This is a genomic window from Gemmatimonadaceae bacterium, from assembly GCA_020852815.1.
Taxonomy (GTDB): Bacteria; Gemmatimonadota; Gemmatimonadetes; order Gemmatimonadales; family Gemmatimonadaceae; genus SCN-70-22.
Genome location: JADZAN010000002.1, coordinates 1 through 24,497 on the forward strand (window position 1 = coordinate 1; position 24,497 = coordinate 24,497).

The window sequence follows — 24,497 nt, forward strand, 5'->3', positions numbered from 1 at the left end:
CCGCTCGGCGCGCGGTGCACGGACAAATGGATCCCAGCTTTCGCTGGGAAGGTGGGCGTGGGCGCCCGGCAAAGCGTGCGCGCATCGCGACCTCCCCACCACCCCACCACCCCTCCACCTCAACCGCGCGCCTTCGCGCCCCCGCGCCACCACGACCGCCGGGCGCGCCGTGCACTGACACATGGGTCCCGGCTTTCACTGGGAAGGTGGGTGGGGGCGCGGGGAGTCGCGCGCAGCACGCAACCACCTCGCCGCGCCTCCTTCGCGTCTTCGCGTGACCAATGTCTCTCGTCCCCCCACACGCCCCCCCCACCCATAGCCCCACCCCCTCCCCGACCACACTTTCCCCCCATCCCCCACCTCCCACCGCCCGCGCCCGCATGCCCCGCCGCCTAACGACCGCCACCACCATCGCCACCGGCCTCGCCGCCGCCCTCGCACTCCTCCCCGCCCGCGCGGCCGCCCAGTGGACGAACCGCTACCCCAAGAACGCCGGCTACGGACACCACGTCTACCTCGAGGGCTACGAACTCCCGGTCCTCACGGCGGGCCCGTTCGATGCCACGCAGTCGGCCGCGGGTGAGCTCGTCGTTGCGGCTCGCGGCTGGCTGTGGCGCCTCGAACCCAACACCGGGATTGCCCGCCGCCTGACGAGTGGCGCCGGGGTCGACTCGCGCCCGGCATGGTCACCCGACGGTCGGTCGCTCGCCTTCGTGCGCGACGACTCGCGCACGCTCGCCGTCGTCGTCCGCGACGTCGCGTCGGGTCGTGAGTCGGAGGTCGACCGCGGGATGGCGATGGACCCGGTGTTCACCCCGGACGGCGCTGCGCTCATCTATGCCAACGTTGCGCCCGGCGGAGACCTCGACCTCTGGCGATGGGACTTCGCGACGTCGACGCGGACGCGCCTGACGAGCGAACCGGGGATCGAGTTGCGCCCGCAACTCACCCCGGACGGCAGGTCGCTCATCTACATGTCCAAGACGCGCGGCGGGGGCGACCAGGTGCGGCTCCGCACCCTGGCCGACGGGAAGGAGACGGTCCTCCTCCAGGGGAACATCGTCTCGCAAACGCGTCCTGCGCTCTCGAGCGATGGCAAGCTCCTCGCCTTCACCTGGCCCTCGAGCACGGGGTGGGAGTTGCGGCTGATGTCGGTCGAGCGCCCCGGGCCATCGATCGCCCTCGTCGCACGCCCCGGCGGTCGTCCCCTCGTCCCGTCGTTCAGCAGCGGCTCCGACTGGGTGTACTTCTCGGAGAGCGACGCGACGCAGCGCCCGCACCTCTATCGCGTCCCGACGGTCGGCGGCGCGGCGCGCGAGGTCGCCGTGCGCGCGTGGGAGTCCGGCGTGCCGATGGGACGTCTCGTCATCGAGACGCGCTGCCCCGCCTGCGCGCCGCCCACCTTCCGCGGCGCCGATGGCAGCGCGCGCTCCGCCGCCCGGCTCTCCGTCACCGACGCCGGCGGCCACCCGCTCATCCCCAACGAGGGAATGCCGCGCTTCGATGGGCAGGTCGGGCGCATCTTCTTCTACTCGTCAGGCACCATCACGCTCGACGTCCCCGCAGGTGCGGTCACGGTCCGCGCGGTGCGCGGGCTCGCCACGCCGGAGGCCAGCACCACGGTGACGGTGCCCGCGGGCGAGACGGCGACTGCCACCCTCGACCTGCACCCCCTGTGGGAGGCGCAGCGCGCCGGTTGGTACTCGGCCGACCATCACTTCCACCTCAACTATGGCGGGCAGTTCGCCCTCGCACCGGCCGACCTCCTCCCGCTCATGCAGGGCGAGGACCTCGACGTCGCCACGCCGATGCTCGCCAATCTCCACAATCGCTTCGAGGACCAGCCGCTCTTCGACTGGCGGTCGTTAGGCGACGGCCCGCTCGTCGCATGGGCGCAGGAAGTGCGCTCGCACTTCCTTGGCCACATCGGGCTCCTGGGGACCAATACGCTCTTCTGGCCGTGGGTCTGGGGGCCAGGATACGAGACGTATGGGCGCGACGACCGCCTAAACGCCGAGCCCATCACCTTCGCCCGCGCGCAGGGCGGTGCCGGCTACTACGTCCACCCCGTGAGCGGGACGCGCACGCCGTTCAGCGCCGCGGGGATGAACGCCCTCCCCGTTGCCCTCATCGCAGACGGCGTCCACGGCAACATCGACCTCATGGAGATCATCTGCCTCTGGAGCAACTCGGTGGGGACCGCCGAGTTGTGGTACCGACTCCTCAATGCCGGCTTCCCGGTCGCTCCCAGCGGCGGCACCGACGTGATGGCCGACTTCCATCGCACCATGGCCATCGGCGCCGCGCGCGTCTACGTGCGCCCGGACGGTCCCTTCAACTGGCCCAACTACTTCGCCGCCCTCAAGGCCGGGCGCTCCTTCGTCACCAACGGCCCCATGTTGCAACTGGCGGTGGACGGGATGCAGCCCGGCGAGGTCATCGCCGCCGGTCGCGAACTCCCCTTCACCCTCACCGTCGCCTCGGCGGTGGCCATCGACAGCGTGGCGATCGTCGTGAACGGGAAGACAGTGTGGAGCGGGGCACGCCCCGACGCCTCAGGGAAGGCGAGCTACAGCGGGAAGCTCCGCCTCCCGGCCGGTGGCTGGGTCGCGGCGCGCGTCACGGGACCCGCGACCACCGCCTGGCCGGCGATGGGCGAGTACACCTTTGCCCACACGGCACCGATCTGGATCGGGAAGAAGGGGAGCACCGATCCCGTGGCCCGCAAGGCGGCGGCCGCCGAGCTGCTGGCCGCGTTAGGCGTGAACGAGAAGCGACTCGACGCCGGCTACGCGGGGAGCGAGATCCCGCGCCTCAAGGCGTACTTCGCCGAGGCGCGGGACATCCTGCAGAAACTCTCCCGGTGACGTGACCGGGAGGCAACGGTGCGTGGGCTACAGCCGCTCGAAGCGCGCCTGGAAGAAGCGCAGGTATCGCGGCTCATAGACCATCCTGAGCCCACGCGCCGACTGGCGCGCGTCATACACCATCTTCACGCTCTCCGCCACCACGTCCATGTGCGCCTGCGTGTAGACGCGACGCGGAATCGTCAGCCGGGTGAGTTCCAGCTTGGGGTAGTGATGGTCGCCCGTCCTGGGGTCGCGCCCCGCGCTGGCGATCCCGCGCTCCATCGAACGGATTCCCGAATCCAGGTACAGCTCCGCCGCCAGGACCTGCGCCGGGAACTCCACCTGTTGCAGCTGCGGATAGAAGGCCCGCGCGTCGAGGAAGACGGCGTGCCCCCCCACCGGCTGCACGATGGGGATCTGCCAGTCGGTGAGCAGCTCGCCCAGGTAGCGCACCTGCCCGATGCGCGAGCGCATGTGGTCGTCCTGCACGCTCTCCTCGATCCCGATCGCCATCGCCTCCATGTCACGCCCGGCAAGGCCGCCGTAGGTGTGCAGCCCCTCGTACAGCACCACCAGGTTGCGCAGCTCCTCGAACAGGTGGAAGTCGTTGACCGCCAGCCACCCGCCGATGTTCACCAGCGAGTCCTTCTTGGCGCTCATCCACGCCCCGTCGGTGTAGCTGCAGAACTCGCGCAGGATCTCGGCCACGCTCCGCTCTGCGTATCCCGGCTCGCGCTCCCGGATGAAGAAGGCGTTCTCCGCCATGCGCGTGGCGTCGAGGTACACCTTGATCCCGTGCCGGTCGCACAGCGCGCGCAGCGCCTTGATGTTGGCCATGCTCACCGGCTGGCCGCCGGCCATGTTCACCGTTCCGGCAACCGAGATGTAGGCAATCTGCGCCGCGCCCACGCGGTCGATCAGCGCCTGCACCTTGTCCAGGTCCACGTTCCCCTTGAACGGGTGCAACGAGGCCGGGTCGTGCGCTTCGTCGATGATGACGTCGGTGAAGATCCCGCCGGCCAGCTCCTGGTGCGCGCGCGTGGTGGTGAAGTACATGTTGCCGGGGAGCCACTGTCCCGGCTTGATGACTGCGCGGGAGATCAGGTGCTCGGCGCCGCGCCCCTGGTGTGTGGGGACGATGTACTGGTAGCCGTAGAACTGCTGGATGGCCGCTTCCAGGTGGTAGTAGTTGCGGCTCCCGGCGTACGCCTCGTCGCCCATCATCATCCCCGCCCACTGCCGGTCCGACATCGCACTCGTCCCGCTGTCGGTCAGGAGGTCGATGTAGACGTCGTCGCTCTTGAGGAGGAAGGTGTTGTAGCCGGCCTCGGCGAGCGCTCTCTCGCGCTGCGCGCGCGAGGTCATGGTGAGCGGCTCGACCATCTTGATCTTCCAGGGCTCGGCCCAGGAGCGGCGGCCGAACTGCTGGCCCATGGTGCGTGGTGTGGGGTGCGTCATGGCGGGGATTCGGGGAGGTGCTGCGAACGCCTAACGCGCCCGCGGCCAAGGAAGATCGGCAAACACACCCGAGCATCTGTCGGAAAATGCCCCACGCGGTGTCCGCACACCGGTCAAGCTGGTCAGACCAACCGGCGCCTCCGCGCCACGCTCAGCGCGGGCGCAGCACCAGGTAGAGCCCCAGCGCCGCGATGAGAGCCACGACGCCAATCACCAGCCACCGCCTGCCCAGCCCGGCGGGTGCCGCGTCCCCCTCTCCCGCGGGGGCGGCGCTGCGCCGCGCCTCGTTGAGAGCGTCGACGAACGCCGAGGCGGTCGCGAAGCGCTCCTCGGGCTCCTTGGCCAGTGCCCGCGCCAGCACGTGCTCCACCGCCGGCGCAATGTCGGCGCGCTCTGCGCACAGCGACGGCATCGGTTCGGTGAAGTGCGCCGCCACCACCGCGCGCGTCGTCTTTCCCGTGAACGGCGGCCGCCCGGCGAGCATCTCGAACAGCACGCACCCTAACGCGTAGATGTCGGTGCGCCCGTCCACCGGGCCGGCGGCGGCCTGCTCCGGCGACATGTACGTGACCGTCCCCACGGCGATCCCGGCGCGCGTGAGCGAGTTCCCCTTTGCGCTCGTCACCAGCTTGGCGATGCCGAAGTCGGCCACGACGGCCGTCCCCATCGAGAGGAGGATGTTCTCCGGCTTTATGTCGCGATGCACGATGTTGCGCTTGTGCGCGTAGTCCAGCGCCACCGCCACGTCGTGCGCGATGCGCAGCGCATCGTCGAGAGGGAGCTGTCTCTCGCGCGTCATGCGGTCGCGCAGCGATTCGCCCTCCACCGCCGGCATCACGTAATACAGCAGCTCCTCCGCCTCGCCGGAGTCGAGGAGCGGGACGATGTGCGGATGGTTGAGCGTGGCCACGAAGGCAATCTCGCGAATGAAGCGCTCGTGCCCCATCGCCTCGGCCACCTCGGGGCGAAAGACCTTCACCGCCACCGGACGCTGGTACTTGAGGTCCGTGGCGAGGTAGACTGTCGCCGTCCCGCCCGCGGCCATCTCGCGCTCGACGCGGTAGCGGCTCCCTAACGCCTGGTTGAAGCGCGTGATGCGGGCGGCGGATCGTTCTTCATCGTGCATCAGCCGTCTCCATCCGACCATCCGCGTGGCTTCATCTCCGTCCCCACACCGCCCATGATTGCCAGCCCCGACACGCGCACCACGGGCGAGTTGTCGCTGGCGACGCCGGGCGAGTCATCGAATCCGCCCATGATCGCGATCCCGTTCGTCTCGAGCCGCACGCCGGGGGGGACGCGAATCTGCACGCCTCCCATGATTGCCACCACCTTGATCTCCGTTACCGGCGACGTGAGCACGGCGTCGCGCAGGTCCAACTCGGCGCCGCCCATCAGCGTCCAGATCGTCATGCGCTCGGGGACGAACCAACGTCCCTTTCGCGAGAAGCCGCCCATGATCGCCAGCATCGTCCCGCCGCCCACCTTGCGCCCGGCGTCGGCGGCCAGCACCGGCGAGCGGTTGGGATCGAGCGTGGGGAGGTCGGTGGTGAGCGCCGAGAGTACGTACCATTGCGTGGCGCCTAACGCGGCCTGCACCCGGAACTCGTACTCCTCCACGGTGAGGTGGTCGAGGGCGAAGTGATCGCCCAGCAGCGTCACCACCTGCTCGCGCTCGCGCTCACCCACGCGTGCGGGGATCGAACGCGGATCGACCGGATGTGGTGATCGGGACTCCATGCTGGCTCTCTTGCTCGAGATGTGCTCGTGCCCACTGCCTAGCTAAACCAGAAGCGAGACACGGAGGCTCACGGAGGTTTCACGGAGGCGCACGGAGGTTCCAAGGAGGTTCTCGGGAGGTTCACACTCCGATCGCGAACGTTGAACGTTCCGCGTAAACCTCCGTGTCTCCTCCGTGGACCTCCGTGTCGTGCTTTTCGAAACGCCAAGCCTGCAACCTCCGCGGACCTCCGTGTCGTGCTTTTCGAAACGCCAAACCTGCAACCTCCGCGGCCCTCCGTGTCGTGCTTTTCGAAACCTCGAACCTGCAACCTCCGCGGCCCTCCGTGTCGAGCTTTTCGAAACCTCGAACCTGCAACCTCGGTGTCGTGCCTTTCAGAACCTCGAACTCGCGACTCCGCCCTACGCCTCCGCGCCCGCCCTCGGTTTCGCGAACTGGTCCAGCCCCAATCCCAGGAAGATCGTGACGAAGACGGCGATCGCCGACGTGTAGAAGGGGATCCCCACCCCCAGCCGGTCGAAGGCGAAGCCGGCCCACAGCGGGACCACGATGCGCGCCACGCCGCCAAAGGTCTGTTGCAGCCCCATGTACAGCCCGCGCTCCGCCGGCGAGATGACGCGCGAGAGGAGCGCTGTCACGCAGGGAAAGGTGAACGCCGTCCCCAGCGGGATGAAGGCGACCGCGATTGCCAGCATCCCCAGGTTGCGGGACAACGGCATCCCCGCGATGCCTAACGCCAGGAGCGTCACGCCCCAGCGCGACAGCCGCGCCTCGCCCAGCTTGTCCACCGCGCGCCCCAGCAGGAGGACGCGCGCGAACACCGAGATGGCGCCCACGTACATGAAGAAGTAGCCGATGTGCCCTTCGTCCACCGCGAAGCGCGCCGCCAGGAAGAGCGGGAGCATCGCCGTCACCCCCTGGAACGAGCCCATGGCGATGGCGTAGATCCAGATGAGGCGCGATGATGGGTCGCCCGAGTGCGTGATGACACGCCACACCGCCTCGCGCGACGTCTTGCGCTCGGGCCCGGCCGCGTGGTGTTCACGCGACTCGTGCAGGAAGCGGTTCACGAACCACATGTTGATCACGCAGAGCAGCGCGGCGACGATTCCCGGCGCCGCGCGCCCCAGCATGAAGTGCGCATCGCCGGGCACCAGGTCGGTCTTCCCCAGCCCCACGGCGGCCGAGCCCAGCACGGGGCCTAACGCGACCCCGAGGTTCGTGGCCGCCGAGAGCCAGCCCAGCGAGCGGGCGCGATCGTTGGGCTCCACCGAGTCGGCGACGTAGGCCTGGATCACCCCCACCGTGCCGCCGCCGGCTCCCTGCAGCACGCGCGACAGGAAGAGGACGAAGAGCGAGGTGGCGAAGCCGAAGACGAGGTAGGCCAGCGCCGACGCGCCTAACGCGATCAACAGCGCGGGGCGACGCCCGTGCCGGTCCGAGAAGCGACCCCACATCGGCGCCGAGAGGAGCTGGGCGATGGTGAACGAGGTGACCAGGATCGCCTGGATCATCCCGATCCCGAAGTGCACGGGCCCCAGCTGCAACCCGTCGGTCGCCAGCTCCCGGGCGTAGAACGGGATGATCGGGATGATCATCAGCAGCCCGACCATGTCGATGAAGGCCGTCGCCATCAGGGCGAACAGCTTGGGCGGGATCTTGCGCACCTCCTGCGCAAGGATGAAGAGGAGGCCGGCCGCGATGACCCCTCCCAGCACCCGCACCACGGGCGACTGCAGCGATTGTGCGAGCTCGAGTTGGGCCAAGCGCTACTCGCTCACCTTGCCTAACGCCGACGGCGGTGTTGCCCGCCCCACCACGCCGGCGACCGCGATGATGGTGAGGACGTAGGGAATCATCTCCACGAACTGCGACGGGATCAGCTGGAGCCCTTGCAACTGGATCTGCAACGTCTCCGCCGCCGCAAAGAGGAGACAGGCCACCGCCACGCGCGCCGGCTCCCACTTCCCGAAGATAACCGCCGCGAGGGCGATGAAGCCGCGCCCGGCCGTCATGCTATCGGTGAATTGATGCTGCTCGAGCGCGAGATACGTCCCCCCAAGCCCAGCCAGCGCCCCCGCGCCAAGCACCGCGATCCACCGCACACGGTTCACCCCCACCCCCAGCGACGCCGCCGCTTCCGGCTTCTCCCCAACCGCCCGGAGACGCAGCCCGAACGGAGTCCGATAGAGAACCCACCAGACCAGGACGAGGGAGAGCATCCCCACCGGCACCAGCGGATTCGCGAGCGAAGCGAGCACTCCCGTCCCCCGTCCCCCGTCTCCCGTCCCCACAAAGTCGAATCCGTTGACGCGAGGCGAATTGGACGACGAATCGAAGGCCAGTCTCAGGAAGAAGCGCGTCACTCCCACCGCCAGCAGGTTGATCGCGATGCCAACCACGACCTGGTCGGCGCGGTAGCGAATGCAGGCGATCGCATGCAGCAGCGCCGCCAGCACGCCGCCGGCGATCCCGCACAGGATCCCGATCCATGGCGAGGCGCTGTAGTGCGTCCCCAGCACCGCGGTGAACGCCCCCGTGAGCATCCACCCCTCGAGCGTGAGCGCGATGACCCCCGAGCGCTCGGAGAGGACGCCCCCGGATGCTGCGAAGAGGTAGGGGATGGCGATGCGCAGCGTCTGCACCAGGAAGGCGAAGAGGATCATCGGCCGCCTCCCCGCGCATTCCGGATCAACCGCTGCACCTCGGGGACCGACGTTGCCACCGCGATGATCACCACCGCCGTGAGGACGTCGACCATCTGCTTGGGGACGACCGCGTTCACCGCCAGCCCGCCCTGCGACAGCGTGGCGAAGAGGAGCGCGGCAATCACCACCCCCACCGGATGGTTGCGCCCGACGAGCGCCACGGCGATCCCAAGGAAACCGGCGCCGGCGGCGAACCCTTCTTCATAGTACTGCTTGTAGCCCAGGACGTAGTTCGTCCCCCCCAGCCCGGCCAGCGCCCCGCCTAACAACATGGCGCGCAGCCAGACGTTCCCCACCTTCACGCCGCCGTACTCGGCGGCATCGGGCTGGAGCCCCACCGCGCGCAGGTCGTAGCCCCCTCGCGTGCGGAAGAGGTACCACCACGCATAGGCGGCGGCCGCCAGCGCGACGAGGAGGGTCAGGTTGGCCGCCGAGCCGGCAAACGAGGGAATGATCGACGAGAGTCGCGACACCGAGCCGGCACGGATCTCCGGCGTGTGCAACGACTCCGCCACGTTGAGCTTGGTGGCGATGAGCCAGTTGAGGAGGGCCAGCGTGATGAAGTTCACCATGATCGTGACGATGACCTCGCTCGCCCCGAAGCGCGACTTGAGCACGCCCGGCACGCTCGCCACCGTCGCCCCGCCTAACGCCGCGGCCCCCAGGCAGAGCGGGATGGCGATGACCGCCGGCGCCCCCGCCGGCAGCAGCAACCCGGCCACCGCCGCGCAGAACCCGCCCATTGCCAGCTGCCCCTCGGCGCCGATGTTGAACAGCCCCGCGCGCAGCGCCACCGCCACCGCGAGCCCCGTGAAGGTCAGCGTCGTCGCCTTGTAGATCACCTGCCCCAGCCCGTATGCGTTCCCCCACGTCCCCTCGATGAGGAGGGCGAAGACGTCGGCCGGCGACTGCCCGAAGCTGAGAATCAGGATATCGCCCACCACGGCCGCGATGAGCAGCGCCGTGAGCGGTGGCAGCAGCGCGGAGAGCAGACGGGAGACGGGGGACGGGGGACGGGAGATGCTGTCGGCGCCCGGGCCGGGGATGGCGTCGTTGATGAGGCTCATCGCACATCCTCATCGTTAGGCCGTTGCCCTTCCGGCGCCGCAGGCGCCACTCCCGTCTCCCGTCCCCCGTCCCCCGTCCCCCCCGTAGCGCCGGTCATGTATTCCCCCACCAGCTCCCGCGTCGCTTCATCCCTCGCCAGCGTCGCCACGATCCGCCCCTCGTACATCACCGCCACCCTGTCCGCCAGCGACAACACCTCGACGAGGTCGGCGGAGATGAGGAGGACGCCCTTTCCGGCGTTGCGTGCGGCCCGCAGTTGCTCGTGAATGAACTCGATCGCCCCCACGTCCACGCCGCGCGTGGGCTGCGAGGCCAGCAACACCGTGTACTCTCGACCGCGCATCTCACGGGCGATGACGATCTTCTGCTGGTTGCCGCCCGAAAGCGAACGAGCCGGCAACTCGGCGTTTGGCGGCCGGATGTCAAACTCGCGAATGCGGGCCAACGCGTTCGAGTGCACCTGCTCCCCGCGCAGCACCCCGCCGCTCCCCGCGAAGTGATGCTGCAGCCCGAGGATGAGGTTGTCGCCGATCGAGTAGTCGAGGACCAGCCCCCGCCGGTGCCGGTCTTCGGGGATGTGTGACAGCCCAAGCTCCGCGCGCGCGCGCACGGAAAGCTCGGTGACAGGCTTCCCCGCCATCGAGATCGTCCCCGAGGCAGGAGAGCGCAACCCCGCGATTGCCTCGATCAGCTCCGTCTGCCCATTCCCCTCGACCCCCGCGATCCCGAAGATCTCCCCCGGCAGCACGTCGAAGGAGAGATCATCCACCTCGTTAGGCTTCCGCGACGACGCCACGGTGAGCCGAGAGACGGACAGTACCGGCGTCGGCCGTGAACGCGAAGGCGCAGCCGAGCCCCCCCCGACTCCCCGCCCCCCCAGGGTCGTCCCCTCGTCTTCTCGTCTTCTCGTCCTCTCGTCTTCTCGCACAGAGGCGAGTCGCACATCCCGCCCCACCATCATCTTCGCGATCCCCGCCGGAGTCGTCGCCGACGTTTGCACCTCGCCCACCGTTGCCCCCGCGCGCATGACCGTGATCGAGGAGGACGCCTCCATCACCTCATCGAGCTTGTGCGTGATGAGCACGACCGTGCCCCCCTCCGCCGTCAGCTTGCGCAGCACGCGCCACAGCTCCGTGACTTCAGGAGGTGAGAGCACCGCGGTCGGCTCATCGAGGATGAGGATCTTCGCCCCGCGATAGAGCACCTTGAGAATCTCCACGCGTTGCAGCTCGCCGACGCTCAGATCCGACACCAGGCGCGACGGATCCACGCGCAGCCCGGTGCGCTCGCACAGCTCCCGCACCGCGCGCTCCGCGCCGGCACGATCAAGCTGCATGCCTTTAGTCAGCTCCTGCCCCAGCACCAGGTTCTCGGCCACCGTGAGCGTCGGGACCAGCATGAAGTGCTGGTGCACCATCCCCACGCCAGCCGCAATCGCCTCACGCGTCGACCACCCGGTGACATCCTTCCCGTTCACCTCCACGCGCCCGCCGTCCGGCGGATACATCCCGGCGAGAATGCGCATCAACGTCGACTTCCCGGCGCCGTTCTCCCCAACCAAGGCGTGAATCTCCCCGCGCTGCACCGTGAGCGTCGCGTCGCGGTTGGCGCGCACCTCGCCGAAGCGCTTGGCGACGCCGATGGCGCGAAGGGCGACGGGTGAGCTAGCGGCTGTCATCGTGTGCTGTTCCGGCGGGGGCGAAGGGCGGTCTCACGCGAAGGGGCGAAGGCGCGTGGGCCACGCCAGCCCCCCCGCCCACCAACCCAGCCCCCCCGCCCACCTTCCCAGCGAAAGCTGGGATCCATCTTCACTCGGCACTCCCGCACCCTCACCACATCGCGCCGATCTCGCCGCGCGCGCGGGCGCGCTCGATCGGCAGTCGCAAGGGAGGGCGGTGCGTGGTTCGGCATGAGGGCGGGAAAGGTCGTGGGGGGCGTGGAAGGGGGGAAGGGGGGAAGGGGGGAAGGGGAGAGCGAGGAACGTCGACGCCGAGCACACCGTCCGCCTGCGGAGGTCCGGCATTCCCTCCGCTCGTGTGCGCGTGTCGTTCTCGCGTACGCACTACGAAGCGTGCCATGACCAGACCCACCTGCACCTCGCGGCGCTCCTCACGCAAGGTCGCGCACACCTTGCGGCTCTCGCCCGAAACACTCATCGCCGCCAAGCGGATACTCGGCACCCGTACCGCCACCGAGACCATCGAGGCCGCCCTCGCTCCACTCGTCCTCCCCAAGGCGCAACTCGATGGAAACCGCGCCCTACCTGCCACGATCGTCACCTCACCCGACGCGTGAGCGCCCCGACCCGCACCCTCCCCATCCCCTACTTCGTCGACGGCACGCTGATCCTCCCCCCAATGATCTCCTGCCGCAACGCCTCCACCCGCGCATGCACCGAATCAGGGATCAGCCCCCGGTTGTGCGCATCATAGATGTAGTCCACCCCCTTCTCGCGCAGCCCCAACTGGAAGATCCCGCCCTTGAAGGTGCCGTCCTTCACCCGCTCGATCGTGTCGAAGACCGCGGCGTCGACTCCTTTCACCATCGACGTGAGGATGAAACCCGGAGCCTCGCTGTACTGATCGGCGTCGACCCCGATGGCCAGCTTCCCGCGCCGCCTAACGGCTTCGAACACACCGAGCCCGGTGGAGCCCGAGGCGTGGAAGATCACGTTCACTCCCGATTGGATCTGCGAGAGCGCCAGCTCCTGCCCGCGCGACGGGTTGCGGAACGCCTCCGGTGTGACGCCGGCGTACTGGGCGATCACTTCGCAGTCCGGGCAGACCGCCTTCACCCCCGCCTTGTATCCCATCTCGAACTTGTGGATGAGCGGGAAGTCCATCCCGCCCACGAAGCCCACCTTCTTCGACCCGCCCGCCAGCGCCGCCAGCGCGCCCACCAGGAACGACCCTTCCTCCTCGCGGAACTTGAGCGCCGCCAGGTTGGCCGGCGGCTGAACGGCTTTCCCCGACGCGTCCATCGTCACCGCGTAGTCGACCCCGGCGAAGTTCGTCTTCGGATACTCCTTGGCGAGCTGCGTGAGGTCGTCGGAGAAGATGAAGCCGACGCCGATCACCAGGTCCATCCCCTCGGCGGCGAGGAGCCGGAGCCCCGCCTCGCGGTCCGAGCCCTCGCCCGGTTCAATGAAGCGGACGCGCGCCCCCAGCTCCTTGAGCGCTCGTTCCGCGCCGAGGTATGCGCCGTCGTTGAACGACTTGTCGCCGCGCCCGCCGAGGTCGAAGACGATCCCCACGTCGAGCCCTTCGCCCGATGGCCGCTCCTCGGCGCCTGATGGGCGGACGAAGAGGAGGGCGATATGAACGACGAGGAGCGTGCCGAGGACGTAGGTGAGCTTGCGCATGAGGGCGGGAAAGGTTGTGGGGGGGAGGGTGGGGGGGAAGGGGGCGGGGGCGGGGGCGAGTGCCGGGTGCACGCGTCAGCTCGCGCTCATCGAGCAGTTCGACCGAGCGGGAGATTTAGTTCTCGGAACGCGGTCCGCTCTGATTCGCTCGACCGACGCCTCGCCTATGCTTCTCGCCGACGCGGACGACCCCGGCCGTGGGCATGGCGTTGCGATTCGAGGCGAAATTCTACCACGCGCCGCAGCCAGCGGGCTGCCGCTGAAGCCGTACCGCGGAGCACTCGTCATGACGACAACGCTCCGACGCGCCGGACTTGCGGTCGCGACTGAGCGGAAGCCAATCCGTTGGTGCCGCCGAGGCGCTGGCGATCCTGCTCGAGGCGCGCGCCGATCTCACGATCGCGGCCAAGGAGGTCACGCCCATGGAGACGGCGCGCAAGCGCAACGATGCGGATTCTCTCGCTCCTCCACCTGTCCCCCGCTCCGCGCACGCCGTAGCTTGGCCCGCCTTCCCACCGCAAAGGCCCGCTCGCCCCGCAAGACCATCTGAACGTCGTTCCCCCTCTCACGACACCAAACGATGAGCAGCGACTACAACGCCGGCTACGACGCGGGCGCGCGCGGCAACATGTTCAGCGCCCCCGCGACCGCTGAAGGGACGGCCGGTTTCATGGCGGGGCAGGCCGCCGCCAGGAGCAAGTACGAGGGGAGCCTGGAATGGATCCTGGCCCCGCTCGTGCTCTGGCCGTTCGTCCTCATCTTCTACCCGGTGGGCGGCGTGGCGACGCTCCTGACGGCGATGGTAGCCGAGAAGGTGGCCCTCGCCGTGGGGCTCGGCGGGAGTCCGCTGCTGCGCTGGGCGCTGATCCTCCTCCCCACAATCGTTGTCTGCTGGACGGTGGTGCGACGGGAGCAGTTCTGGGGGATGAATCGCACCTACTACCTGGCGCGGCACGTGGTGCGACTGCTCCTGCTGGCGATGCTGATGAACGGCGGCGCCACGAACGCCTGGCGCACCGCGCGCGACCTTCCGTCGTTAGGGTGGGAGGCGACGATCGCCTGGCCGCCGCAATGGATGGCAGTCGCGCTCTGCCTGGTGTTCTGGCAGCTCTTCTTCATGCGCGCCCACCAGTTCCGGCTCTACTGGGACAAGAAGCTCAAGATGTGGTTCTTCCGCCCCAAGGACTTCTCGCCGCTCTACTTCAGGTGGAATCGCTCGGAGAAGCCCGTCGAACGTCAGGCGCCGATCGCGATGCCGAAGCGGTGGGGGGAGTGACGGACCCATCGCCCGCCACGGTCCCGCGTCAACGCAAGTAGCGCCGGGCGACCTGCTCCAGCCGGTCCTGGTTTGTCTTCACCGCTTCGGCGAGCACCTCTTCCACATAGGGGCGCAGCGTCGGTTCTCCCCAGTGGTAACCCGTCGCCCGCTCCGCCAGCTGCGTCTCGTTGACGCATGCCGCCTCGAGCAGTGCGCGCGCGGCCGCGCGATCGAACTCCGGATCGTCGCGCGGCGGCAAGGCGTAGTTGCGCCGGGGCATCTCCCCTTCGGCGTCGTCGCGTAGGAATGCACGTGACATCGAGACCCTCCTCTCCGTCGTCTCACGTGGATCATGCAGCCGGCGCCCCGGGGCGCGCGCGATCGCGGGTGTCCTGCAATTATACCACCCCGCACCTCAACGCTACCCGCCAACAGCACCCCACCTCTGCCGTGTTCCACTCTGCGAAACCCTGCGCTTTCTGCTGTGAAAGAACTCGCGGCGCCGCCGACAGTCGTGCGGGAAGATCTTCCACCGCGAAGAACGCAGAGTCTCGCAGAGGTGGTGACGGCGTGTTGGTGCGGCGGTAGATTCGCTCGCCCTCCCCGGCCGCCGTCCTCCCCGCGTCGAGCACGCGAGCAGTATGGCTTTCGAAGACGCTCGCCAGGAATGGGGCCTTCCGCGGCAACCGCATCGACGTGACCTTCGAGCGAGACGGCGGGGCGATCGAGCGGATCGTACGGCAGGTGGGGCGGCAGAAGCTCATGGCGAAGCGGCGGAGGTGATGCGGAATCGCAGCGCTGCACATGAGGGAGGTGATCTTCTTGCGACGATTCAGCGGTGCGCGTGCCCACGCCCGTGGCGCGTCGTCGGTCGTGCTGGCCTTCATCTTCGCGGCGTGTCACACCCCCGAAGGCGTGCCTACTCCTGCCACGCTCGCCTTTCGCCTCGACGCCCCGTTCTGCAGCAGCCGCCTCCCCGCCGAGTTCTTCATCGATGGGCGATCGGTCGGCGTCGACACGTTCCGCATTCATCTTCCCCCGGAGCACACCGAGTCGGCGCGCTTCTCCGTGACGCCGGGGGCGCATCTCATCGGCGCACGAGTGACGATCGGCGCCAGCACGGTTGTCTGGCCCGATGCGGGCGATACGGTCGTGACCTTTCGCGCCGACACCATCTACACGCGCGTGCTGCCGTTCTACTGTTCCTGATTGACGTGCCGACGACGTCTACCCGGAGCGCAGTGCCACGTTAGGGTCCACGCGCGACGCGCGCAGCGCCGGCACCAGCGTCGCCAGGAACGCTGCGGCGAGCAGCACCGCGATCACGATACCTTACATGCGCGGGTCGCGCGCCGGTTGGTCGAAGAGGAGCGGTTGCACCTGGGCGCCAGCCGCAAGCGCGATGGCCGCGCCCAGCGCCACGCCGATTGCGGTGAGCACCATGCCCTGGCGCACGATGAGGCGCAACAGGTCCTGTGCCTGCGCGCCGGGTGCCACCAGCACGCCCAGCTCGTGCATGCGCTGCGCGACGTCGTAGCCAATCACCCGGTGCAGCCCGATCGCGGCGACGAGCAGGGCAAGAATCCCGAAGGGCGCGGTGTTGGCGCCGATGCCGAGGGCGAGCGTGGCGACCGGAGGGCGTATGCGACGTCCTGCCGCAGCGTGTCGAGGAGGGCCATGGGGGGCGGGGAAATCGGGGGGGAGATCGGGGTCAGAGTCACCGAGAATTTGGTTCGGTGACTCTGACCCCAATCGAACGAAATCTGCGAGCGTACCAAAATCGCGCATCTGGTGCACCGGCGTCGCGGGCGCTCTATTCACATCGCACATCATCCGCATCCTCAAGGAGATGAACGACTTATGAACTGTGCCTTCCGTCGGTGGACTACGCGTGGGGCGCTCGGGCTCGCAGGTGCGCTGCTGTCGGTCGCCTGCAGCCCGGCTCCGCAACAGGAGCGCGTCGGGAGCGATCCCACGCACGATCCGCGCACCGCCGTCCCACTCCCCGCCCACGGCCAGGAGGCAGTACTCGGCGAGATGCGGCAGCTACTGGGCGCGATTGGTGGTGCGATGTCGGCGGCGGCGCGCGCGGATACGCTCGCCTTGATCGCCGCGCTGGCGCCGGCCGGTAGCGCCGCGGCGGCCGACCACGAACTCGAGGAGCTCCTCCCTGCCGAATGGAAGGAACTGGCCGAGCGCACCCACGGCGGCTTTGATAGCCTGACGGTCGCGGTGCGGCGCGCGCCCAACGCACAGGCGGTGAAGGACACGGTCCTGGTGGGAATTGCCCGTATCAGCGCATCGTGCACCGCCTGTCACGAGAAGTTCCGCGTCTGGGTGCGCTAGCACCCCACACGACGACGTCTAACGATTGGCAGCAACACCGCACCTGCCCGCGCCAGCGGGCAGGTGCGCAACGGGAGCGACGACATGAAGGCGAGCACCTCTCCGCCAGCTACAATCGACGCATACATCGCCGCATCGCCACCCGCGGTCCAGCCTATCCTGGAACGGATCCGGCGCACGGTGCGCAAGGCAGCTCCCCTCGCCGAGGAACGCATCAGCTATCGGATGCCAGCCTTCTTCCTCGACGGGGTGGTGATCTACTTCGCCGCGTTCAAGAAGCACATCGGGATCTTTCCCCCGGTGCGCGACGCGGCGCTCCTTCCCCAGTTGTCGAAGTACGCCGGTCCCAAGGGCAACCTGCAGTTCCCGCTCTCGGAGCCAATCCCCTACACCCTCATCACGAAGATCGTGAAGGCGCGCTTGCGGGCGAATCGTGACCGCAAGGCGGCGCGCTCGTAGTGGTTTCGGAACCGGTAGCCGCTTCGCCGGCGCATTGCGCCCGTAACGGCGCGGCCGCCGGTTCTGAAACCACGTGCAGGAAGGGGCAGCGCGGTCATTAGACTCTGCCTCCATGCGTTGCAGCCGCCGGTGGAGCGCGGCGGCGCGCTACTTCGCGTACAGCGTGCGCAGTCCCCGCACCACCGACGCCGCCATCACGTCGGAATGCCCCATCCCCGGGTGGAACTCGATGGTGAGCTTGAGCCCGGGGTAGTTGCGGCCGCCAAGCGTCCCCGCCAGGTGCGACATCCCGCTCACGATCTCGCCGATTCCTTCCAGCTGCGGATCGGTAGCCTCCAGCACGCCCGCCGCGAGGTAGATGCCCACGGGGAGATCCTTGTGCGTCGCGGCGTACGCCGCCTCCTGCCGGAAGATCTCCCCGCGCCCGTAGGACATGGCTGGGCTGGAGATGATGTAGCGCGTGAACGGCGAGTTGGGCTGGAAGACGGCCCACGACGTGAAGAAGCCCCCCGCCGAAAGGCCGAAGAGCCCGAGCTGCGTGGTGTCGATGGGGAACTTCGCGGCGAGCAGCGGGAGCATCTCGGTCGCGATCGCGGTGAGGAACTTCGCCGAACCGCCGGTGCATCGCCCCTCCGGGCTCTGCAGCGTCTTGCAGAACCCGGAGACGAGTTCGCCAAAGGCGTCCTTCCGGTCCCAGCCGGGAGGCGAGAACTCGTAGATGCGCCGCCGCGAGTGCTCGGCTTCACCCTCGGTCAATGCCGTACCGACGCTAATCACGAACAGCGGCTTGATGACCCCGGAGAGTGAAGCGGCCGCTGCGAAGACGTTGCCGAAGGTAAAGTCACCATCGGTCACGATGAGCGCGGGGTAGCGCTTGCCATCCCCCGGCTTGTAGTCCGCCGGCATTCCGACGTTGAGGGAGAAGCGCACCCCCATCGACGGCGACTGGAAGGTGAACGACTCGACGCCGGCGTTCGGCACCGGCCGGGCCACCAGTTGCGCGCTGGCCGGCACGGCGGCGAGGGTGAGGAGCGCGGCGGCCACAAGTGGACGAGCGATCATGGACGAGCCTCGGGAAGGGATGAGCGCGCGGGTCGGCCGAGCCCAGCGCTTGGTTCACGGGTATCATACGAGAATGCGACGACGCGGTAAGGGCAGCGGCCGCGAGTTGCCCGAGACTTCACGCCCCCGTGCACTCCACTGGCGCTTTGCCCCGAGCGGCGATGACTTTCGGCTCCTCTCGCGGCTCAACGCACGGTCTACTCCCGATCCCCAATCCACTCGACAGGAGAACCGACATGTCAGACCCCGCCCGCACGACGATCTGTCTCTGGTACGACAGCGGCGCCGAGGAAGCGGCGCGCTTCTATGCGTCCATCTTCCCCGATACGGCGGTGAAGGCGGTGCATCGCGCGCCGGGTGACTACCCGACGGGGAAGGAGGGGGACGTTCTTACCGTCGAGTTCACGGTGATGGGCATCCCCTGCCTCGGACTCAACGGCGGCCCGCAGTTCAAGCACAGCGAAGCCTTCTCGTTCCAGGTCGCGACCGCTGACCAGGCGGAGACCGATCGCCTGTGGGACGCGATTGTCGGTAACGGCGGCCAGGAGAGCATGTGCGGATGGTGCAAGGACAAGTGGGGCATCTCGTGGCAGATCACGCCGCTCGCCCTAACGAGAGCCATGGCCGGTCCCGACCGCGCTGCGGCAAAGCGCGTCTTCCAGGCAATGCTGACGATGAAGAAGATCGACGTCGCGACGATCGAAGCAGCGCGACGGGGGTGACGGAGGAAACGATGCACGATGCGCCTGGCGGGTGCGCCCAGCGGATGGTCGCGCGCTACCCAGGTGCGGAGGCCCATGTGAACGCGGCATGAAGCGCGGACGAGCGTACCCGTTCACGGGCAGTCACTTCCTGTGCACAAAGAGACGGCGAAGCAGCGCCGCGACCGCGCGCGCATGCCGCTAACTTGAGCGTGCGCCGTCGCCCGTATCGTCCGCTCCTCGCTTTCGTGTGCCGTGACTCCTCGCTCGCTCCTCGCGCGCCTCGCGCCGCTCCTCCTGCTCGCGCTGCTGTCGACTGCCACCGTCGGGTCGGCCCAGGTGTCGTCCACCGGCGTCACCCTCTCCGGCCGCATCATCGACGGTGATTCCAAGGCGGCGCTCCCCTACCTCTCGCTCCAACTCCTCGCGGAGAAGGACAGCGCTTTCGTGGCCGGACGGCTTACGGATGACGCCGGGGGCTTCTCATTCTCCGGACTGAAGAAGGGGAGCTTCGTCCTCGTGGCGCGGCGCATCGGCTACCGTCCCATTCGCCAGCGCGTCCTGGTGGGTGAGCTCTCCCCCTTCCTCGACCTCGGCACGCTGTCAATGGTTAGGGAAGCGCAGGCGCTGGCCGGCGTGGTGGTGACGGGGAGCGCCGACGCGGTCGCCGAGGCGATGGACCGAAAGACGTTCACCGTCAGCGACAACGTTACCCAGTCGGGCGGATCCGTCCTGCAGGCCATGTCCACCGTGCCCGGGGTGACCGTGGGGCAGGACGGGAAACTGCTGCTGCGGGGGAGCGACAAGGTCGTCGTCCTCATCGACGGGAAGCAGACCGCACTCACCGGCTTCGGCTCGCAGGCGGGGCTCGACAACCTCCCCGCCTCGGCGCTGGAGCGCATCGAGGTCATCAACAACCCGTCGGCGAAGTACGACGCCAACGCGAGCGCCGGGATCATCAATCTGGTCTTCCGCAAGGAGGAGCAGGTGGGATGGAACGGAAAGGTCGGGGTGATGGGCGGGGCGGGAGCGCTGTGGGAGAAGAAGGCGAACCTCCCCACCATCCGTCCGCAGTACCGCGGGACGGCCAAGTTCAACCCGTCGGTCGCGCTCAATCATCGCAACGGTGCGACCAACGTCTTCCTGCAGGGCGACTGGCTCTACTCGCCGACGCTCAACAAGAACGAGTTTGCCACGCGCACCTACGATGACGGGACGGTCATCACGCAGCAGGTCAAGCGCAACCGTCGCACCGACTACGCCACGCTCAACGCCGGTGTCGACCATGCGTTCGATGGGCGCAACACGTTGCACGTGGCGGGGCTGTTCAACCGGGAGAAGATCCTCGATTACGGCGACAATCCGTATTTCGAGGGGACGCTGCAGAACCGCGTGCGTCTGTGGCAGTTCCTGGAGGATGAGGTGAAGTACACCGCCTTCGCGACCGCGTCGTTCATCCACAAGTTCCCGCAGGCCGGGCACACGCTCACGGTCACCAGCAACTACTCCTTCCATCGCGAGGACGAGAAGTACTACTTCACCAACACGCTCCCGACCTTCGTGGGGAACGACGCCTTCAAGCTCATCTCCGACGAGCACGTCGTGGACCTCAACGCCGACTACGTGAAGCCGCTTCGGCAGGGGCGTGTGGAGGCGGGCTTCAAGGGACGCTACCGCTCGATCCCGGTGAACATGCGCTTCTTCCCGGGACTCAACTCGCCCATCGACACCGGCGCCGGCGGCTGGGCCAACTATCGAGAGACGATTCCCGCGCTCTACGCGAACTACGTGTTCGAGAGCCAGCGTATCGAGCTGGAAGGCGGCGTACGCGTCGAGGGGGTGAACGTCAACTACGACGTCAACCCGAACCACAACACCTACAAGAGCGACGGCTATCGCTACTTCCAGCCCTTTCCCAACGTGCGCGCGGCCTGGAAGTTCGACGACGCCAACAAGCTCTCGCTCTTCATCAATCGTCGCGTCGATCGCCCCAATGAGGTCGACATCCGCATCTTTCCCAAGTATGACGAGCCCGAGCTGATCAAGGTGGGGAATCCCGCGTTGCAGCCGCAATATGCCACGTCGGCGGAGTTGGGGTACAAGACGAGCTGGTCGCTGGGGAGCTTCTACGTCGCCGCCTATCATCGCATCGTCGACGGCACCATCACGCGCATCGCCACGCAGGCGCCGGGAAACACGCTGCTCTACAACGTCTTCCAGAACGCGGGACGCAGCTGGAGCACCGGGAGCGAGGTGGTGTGGCAACAGACGCTCGCGGCCAGGCTCCTCCTCAATGCCAACGCCAACATCTACCGCCGCACCGTCGACGCCTTCTCGGTGGTGAATCGCTATCCCGTCCCGGTCACCTACTCCGCACCGCGCGAGCAGCTCACGTCGGGCAACGTGAAGCTTGGCGCCACCGTCACCTTGCCGGGCGACTGGCAGCTGCAACTCGCCAACACGTACCTCGCGCCCGACCTTTTCCCGCAAGGAAGGCTTGGCAGTCGTTACGCGCTGGACGCGGGGGCCAGGAAACTCGTGCAGCGCGGTCGCGGCGAGCTGGTGATCAACGCCACGGACCTCCTCAACACCAACCAGGCAGAGCGCACGCTGCGCGGGACGAACTTCCGCCTCGTCAGCACCGACTACCTGGAGACGCAGGTCGTGCGCGTGGGGTATAGCTGGAAGTTCTAGCACGTGCGTAGGGGATGGACTCGGGCAACCGGCGCGCCTCACCGCGCGTGGTTGACAATGCGCGCGTTGCGACGTCGCTTCCGGTGACCGACGGTCGAACTGACATCGTCAGAGGCATCTGTGCATGCGCGCGCGTTCTCCCCTTTCCGACGGGCCGCCACTGCCGCCGACAGCGCGCTTGCTGGACGGCGTGGGAAGCGCCCGGGCCGACTACGAGTCAGGATGGCGAACGCCTGCGCCGCCAGCTGCACGCGATACGAGCCGTCGCTATCACGGCTATCAGCAGGACGCGCCGGCGCTGCGGCGCGTTGCCTTACTCTCCGCGCAACTCGCTCGCGGGGTCCGCTGCGCTCGCCCGGAACGCCGGCACCGCCACCGCCACGAGGCAAACCCCCAGCAGCACCGTCACCGACGCGGCGAGCGAGAACGGATCGTTGGCGGTGACGCCGTACAGCAGCGACGCCAGCATCTGCCCGGCGCCCAGCACCATCGCCACCCCCACCACCAAGCCGACTGCCGCCACGCGCCCCCCTTCTCCCATCACCAGCTGCAACAGCCGGTTCGGCGTGGCGCCCAATGCGGCGCGGATCCCGAACTCCTTGCGACGCGCGGAAACGCTCGAGGCCACCACGACGTACAATCCGGCCACCGCCAGGAGCACGACGGCAAGCGCGTAGCCGCCCAGCACCGCGGCGAGCAAGCGCGGACGCGCCAGCGGCTCGGCCAGGCGATCCTGCATCGTCCCGTGGGGGTGCACGGCCAGCCCCGGCGCGAGCGACGACACCACCTGGCGCACCTGCGCGTCAAGTGCGGTTGGCCTCATGCGCGTACGAATGGCGAGGAACGGCGCCCCGCCATCGAACTGTCGCACCGGGAGATAGAAGGTTGCCCTGGGCTCGAGGAACTCGCGGAAGCGCGCGTCACGCACGATCCCGATCACCATGACCAGGCGCCCGCCCCACAGCCTAACGCGACGCCCCACCGCGTCCTCGCCCGGAAAGAGGATGCTCGCCGCCTTCTCGCTCAGCACCATGACCGCGGGCGCGTGGTCGCGATCGCTCGCCGAGAGCCAGCGCCCGCGCAGTAACGTTCCGCCCGTCACGCGGAGATACGCTTCGTTGGTGATCTCCATGTTGAGGTACGGGCGGCGCGCGGAGTCGTCCGCGGCGGCCCCCTCGGCTTCGAGACGCGCATCCCAGCCGGCAGCGCCGGCGTAGGCCTCGTGCACCACCGGGGCGACACCATCCACTCCTGGAAGGGCGGCAATGCGGGAGAGGATCTCCTCCTGCAGCGACAACCAGTGCTCGCCGCGCGCCTCGGGCGTGTCAGGCGCAACGCCGGCATCCCAACCGGCCGAGGGGATCAGCTCGACGAAAGACAAACGCTCGGGAGCGGTCACGCCGAGGTCGAGCGAGGTGAGGTTGACCAGCGAGCGTCCCAGCAGCGTGGACGTGCTGAGGAGGACGAGTGCCAGCGCGACCTGCGCGCCGACGAGGATGCGTCGCGTGCGCACGTCGCCGGTGCGCCCACCGGCCCCAGCATGCGCCGCGCCGAGCACCGATGCGGGCGGAAAGCGCGTGGCGGAGAGCGCGGGAGCGACGCCGATAGCCAGCGTGGCGAGCGTGGTCACGGCGGCGAGCGCCACCCACGTTCGCCAGTCCACGCCGACCTCGGCGACGCGCGGCAACTCGGCGGGGGCGAGGAGCGCGAAGGCGCGCACGCTCGCTGCGGCGACGAGGGCGCCCACGGCGCCACCGGCCAGCGCGAGCAGCGCGTGCTGCTGCAGGAGCGCGCGCACGAGGGTGCCGCGCGTGGCGCCGAGCGCTGTGCGCAACGCCAGCTCGCGCCGGCGCGCGCCCGCGCGGACGAGGAGGAGCCCGGCAACGTTGCCGCAGGTGGCGACGAGGAGGACGAGCGCAGCCGCGCCTAACGCGCGAAAGGGCACCCGCACGTCGCCGGTGACCAGTTCCGGGACAGGGCGTGAGGTGGCGCGCGCCCCTGCGTACTGTCGCGCCCCGGCGGCCGCCAGCGTGGCGTAGTAGTCGGTTAGCACCTGCCGCACGCGTGCCGCGTTGCTCCCTGGCGCAATGCGGGCCACGACGTCCACCGCCCACGGGCTCTTGTCCAGCGAGCCGTCGACCGCAGCGGTGGGAACGAAGGCGGTCCACCCTTCCACTCCTCGCGGGAGGTCGAGCCCTGGCGGCATCACGCCGACGATCGTGTACGCTGCGCCGAAGATGACCGACCTGAGTGTGCGTCCGATGATGTCGGGGTCGCAACCGAAGTGGCGCTGCCAGGCGGCGTGGCTGAGCACGATGACGCGCGGTGCGCCGACGACGTCGTCGTCCGGGCGCAGCGCGCGCCCCAGCGCCGGTGGTGTGCCCAGCACGTCGAAGTAGCGACCGCCGGCGAGTGTCATGCGCAGCCGCAACGGGGCGCCGCCGCCGTCAGGAGCAACAAACGGCCACGGATACGCACCGTTGTAGTCGCCAGCCGCAATGTCGGCCACGCCGCGCATCCGGTCGGTGAGCCCGTGCACGTCGCCGGGCCGCAGCGGGAGGTGCGGAAAGCTCCTGGCGCGGTCCACCCCCCAGAGCACGAGGACGCGGTCGGCGTCGCGCAGTGGCAGCCCGGCAAAGGCGACGGTGCGCGCGACCGCGGCGGTCGCCGTGGCGAGCCCGATCCCCAGCCCCAGGGTGAGAATGACCGCGGCGACAACGCCGGGTGTGCGCCGCAGCGAGCGCACGGCGTGGCGCAGGTTGGTGGTCATTGGCGGCCGGCGTGCGGCGTCA

At 68.7% G+C, this 24,497-nt stretch carries 20 protein-coding genes; 8 read left to right on the forward strand and 12 right to left on the reverse strand.

Features of this window, described 5'->3' with window-relative positions; all coding sequences use genetic code 11:
• Positions 1-380: 380 nt before the first annotated feature.
• Positions 381-2,867, forward strand: coding sequence for a CehA/McbA family metallohydrolase (locus IT359_01115; GenBank protein ID MCC6927562.1), 2,487 nt, complete (start codon positions 381-383; stop codon positions 2,865-2,867).
• A 27-nt stretch (positions 2,868-2,894) separates the two neighbouring features.
• On the opposite strand, the gene IT359_01120 is transcribed toward IT359_01115, so the two are convergent.
• From IT359_01120 to IT359_01150, 7 genes are all read right to left on the reverse strand, one after another.
• Positions 2,895-4,307, reverse strand: a complete 1,413-nt coding sequence (locus IT359_01120; GenBank protein MCC6927563.1) for a tyrosine phenol-lyase — start codon at positions 4,305-4,307, stop codon at positions 2,895-2,897.
• Between the two features lie 151 nt (positions 4,308-4,458).
• Positions 4,459-5,433, reverse strand: a complete 975-nt coding sequence (locus tag IT359_01125) for a serine/threonine protein kinase (protein MCC6927564.1) — start codon at positions 5,431-5,433, stop codon at positions 4,459-4,461.
• Positions 5,433-6,047, reverse strand: coding sequence for a DUF1707 and DUF2154 domain-containing protein (locus IT359_01130; protein MCC6927565.1), 615 nt, complete (start codon positions 6,045-6,047; stop codon positions 5,433-5,435). The genes IT359_01125 and IT359_01130 overlap by 1 nt, the downstream gene beginning before the upstream one ends.
• Before the next feature lie 402 nt (positions 6,048-6,449).
• On the reverse strand, positions 6,450-7,814 hold the full coding sequence (locus IT359_01135) for an MFS transporter (GenBank protein MCC6927566.1): 1,365 nt from the start codon (positions 7,812-7,814) through the stop codon (positions 6,450-6,452).
• A gap of 3 nt (positions 7,815-7,817) precedes the next feature.
• On the reverse strand, positions 7,818-8,714 hold the full coding sequence (locus tag IT359_01140) for an ABC transporter permease (GenBank protein MCC6927567.1): 897 nt from the start codon (positions 8,712-8,714) through the stop codon (positions 7,818-7,820).
• Positions 8,711-9,823 carry an ABC transporter permease gene (locus IT359_01145; GenBank protein MCC6927568.1) on the reverse strand — a complete coding sequence of 371 codons (1,113 nt, stop codon included), beginning with the start codon at positions 9,821-9,823 and terminating at the stop codon, positions 8,711-8,713. The genes IT359_01140 and IT359_01145 overlap by 4 nt, the downstream gene beginning before the upstream one ends.
• Positions 9,820-11,502, reverse strand: a complete 1,683-nt coding sequence (locus IT359_01150; GenBank protein ID MCC6927569.1) for an ABC transporter ATP-binding protein — start codon at positions 11,500-11,502, stop codon at positions 9,820-9,822. Before IT359_01150 ends, IT359_01145 begins: the two co-directional genes overlap by 4 nt.
• A 398-nt stretch (positions 11,503-11,900) precedes the next feature.
• On the opposite strand from IT359_01150, the gene IT359_01155 reads away from it, so the two are divergent.
• On the forward strand, positions 11,901-12,119 hold the full coding sequence (locus IT359_01155) for a hypothetical protein (GenBank protein MCC6927570.1): 219 nt from the start codon (positions 11,901-11,903) through the stop codon (positions 12,117-12,119).
• A gap of 28 nt (positions 12,120-12,147) precedes the next feature.
• Here IT359_01155 and IT359_01160 read toward each other — a convergent pair whose 3' ends face one another.
• Complete coding sequence (locus tag IT359_01160; protein ID MCC6927571.1) at positions 12,148-13,185, reverse strand: BMP family ABC transporter substrate-binding protein; 1,038 nt, start codon at positions 13,183-13,185, stop codon at positions 12,148-12,150.
• A 580-nt stretch (positions 13,186-13,765) separates the two neighbouring features.
• Between IT359_01160 and IT359_01165 the strand changes: the two genes are divergently transcribed.
• Positions 13,766-14,461 carry a hypothetical protein gene (locus IT359_01165; protein MCC6927572.1) on the forward strand — a complete coding sequence of 232 codons (696 nt, stop codon included), beginning with the start codon at positions 13,766-13,768 and terminating at the stop codon, positions 14,459-14,461.
• A gap of 28 nt (positions 14,462-14,489) precedes the next feature.
• On the opposite strand, the gene IT359_01170 is transcribed toward IT359_01165, so the two are convergent.
• Positions 14,490-14,762, reverse strand: a complete 273-nt coding sequence (locus tag IT359_01170; protein MCC6927573.1) for a hypothetical protein — start codon at positions 14,760-14,762, stop codon at positions 14,490-14,492.
• Between the two features lie 596 nt (positions 14,763-15,358).
• Here IT359_01170 and IT359_01175 point away from each other — a divergent pair.
• On the forward strand, positions 15,359-15,652 hold the full coding sequence (locus tag IT359_01175; protein MCC6927574.1) for a hypothetical protein: 294 nt from the start codon (positions 15,359-15,361) through the stop codon (positions 15,650-15,652).
• A gap of 123 nt (positions 15,653-15,775) precedes the next feature.
• On the opposite strand, the gene IT359_01180 is transcribed toward IT359_01175, so the two are convergent.
• Positions 15,776-15,988, reverse strand: coding sequence for a hypothetical protein (locus tag IT359_01180; protein MCC6927575.1), 213 nt, complete (start codon positions 15,986-15,988; stop codon positions 15,776-15,778).
• A gap of 315 nt (positions 15,989-16,303) precedes the next feature.
• Between IT359_01180 and IT359_01185 the strand changes: the two genes are divergently transcribed.
• Together IT359_01185 and IT359_01190 are read left to right on the forward strand one after the other, a co-directional pair.
• Positions 16,304-16,789: a hypothetical protein gene (locus IT359_01185; protein MCC6927576.1), complete on the forward strand. Its 486-nt coding sequence runs from the start codon at positions 16,304-16,306 to the stop codon at positions 16,787-16,789.
• Between the two features lie 84 nt (positions 16,790-16,873).
• A complete protein-coding gene (locus tag IT359_01190) occupies positions 16,874-17,248 on the forward strand; it encodes a DUF1801 domain-containing protein (GenBank protein ID MCC6927577.1) in 375 nt (124 codons plus the stop codon).
• Between the two features lie 147 nt (positions 17,249-17,395).
• Here IT359_01190 and IT359_01195 read toward each other — a convergent pair whose 3' ends face one another.
• The gene (locus IT359_01195) at positions 17,396-18,310 is read right to left on the reverse strand and encodes an alpha/beta hydrolase (GenBank protein ID MCC6927578.1); all 915 of its coding nucleotides are present in this window, start codon (positions 18,308-18,310) and stop codon (positions 17,396-17,398) included.
• Positions 18,311-18,546: 236 nt separating this feature from the next.
• Here IT359_01195 and IT359_01200 point away from each other — a divergent pair, with 236 nt between their 5' ends.
• Together IT359_01200 and IT359_01205 are read left to right on the forward strand one after the other, a co-directional pair.
• The gene (locus tag IT359_01200; protein ID MCC6927579.1) at positions 18,547-19,032 is read left to right on the forward strand and encodes a VOC family protein; all 486 of its coding nucleotides are present in this window, start codon (positions 18,547-18,549) and stop codon (positions 19,030-19,032) included.
• Positions 19,033-19,266: 234 nt separating this feature from the next.
• Positions 19,267-21,705 (forward strand): TonB-dependent receptor, encoded by a 2,439-nt coding sequence (locus IT359_01205; GenBank protein ID MCC6927580.1) that lies wholly within the window; start codon positions 19,267-19,269, stop codon positions 21,703-21,705.
• Positions 21,706-22,018: 313 nt separating this feature from the next.
• On the opposite strand, the gene IT359_01210 is transcribed toward IT359_01205, so the two are convergent.
• Positions 22,019-24,475, reverse strand: a complete 2,457-nt coding sequence (locus IT359_01210; GenBank protein ID MCC6927581.1) for an ABC transporter permease — start codon at positions 24,473-24,475, stop codon at positions 22,019-22,021.
• Positions 24,476-24,497: the final 22 nt, after the last annotated feature.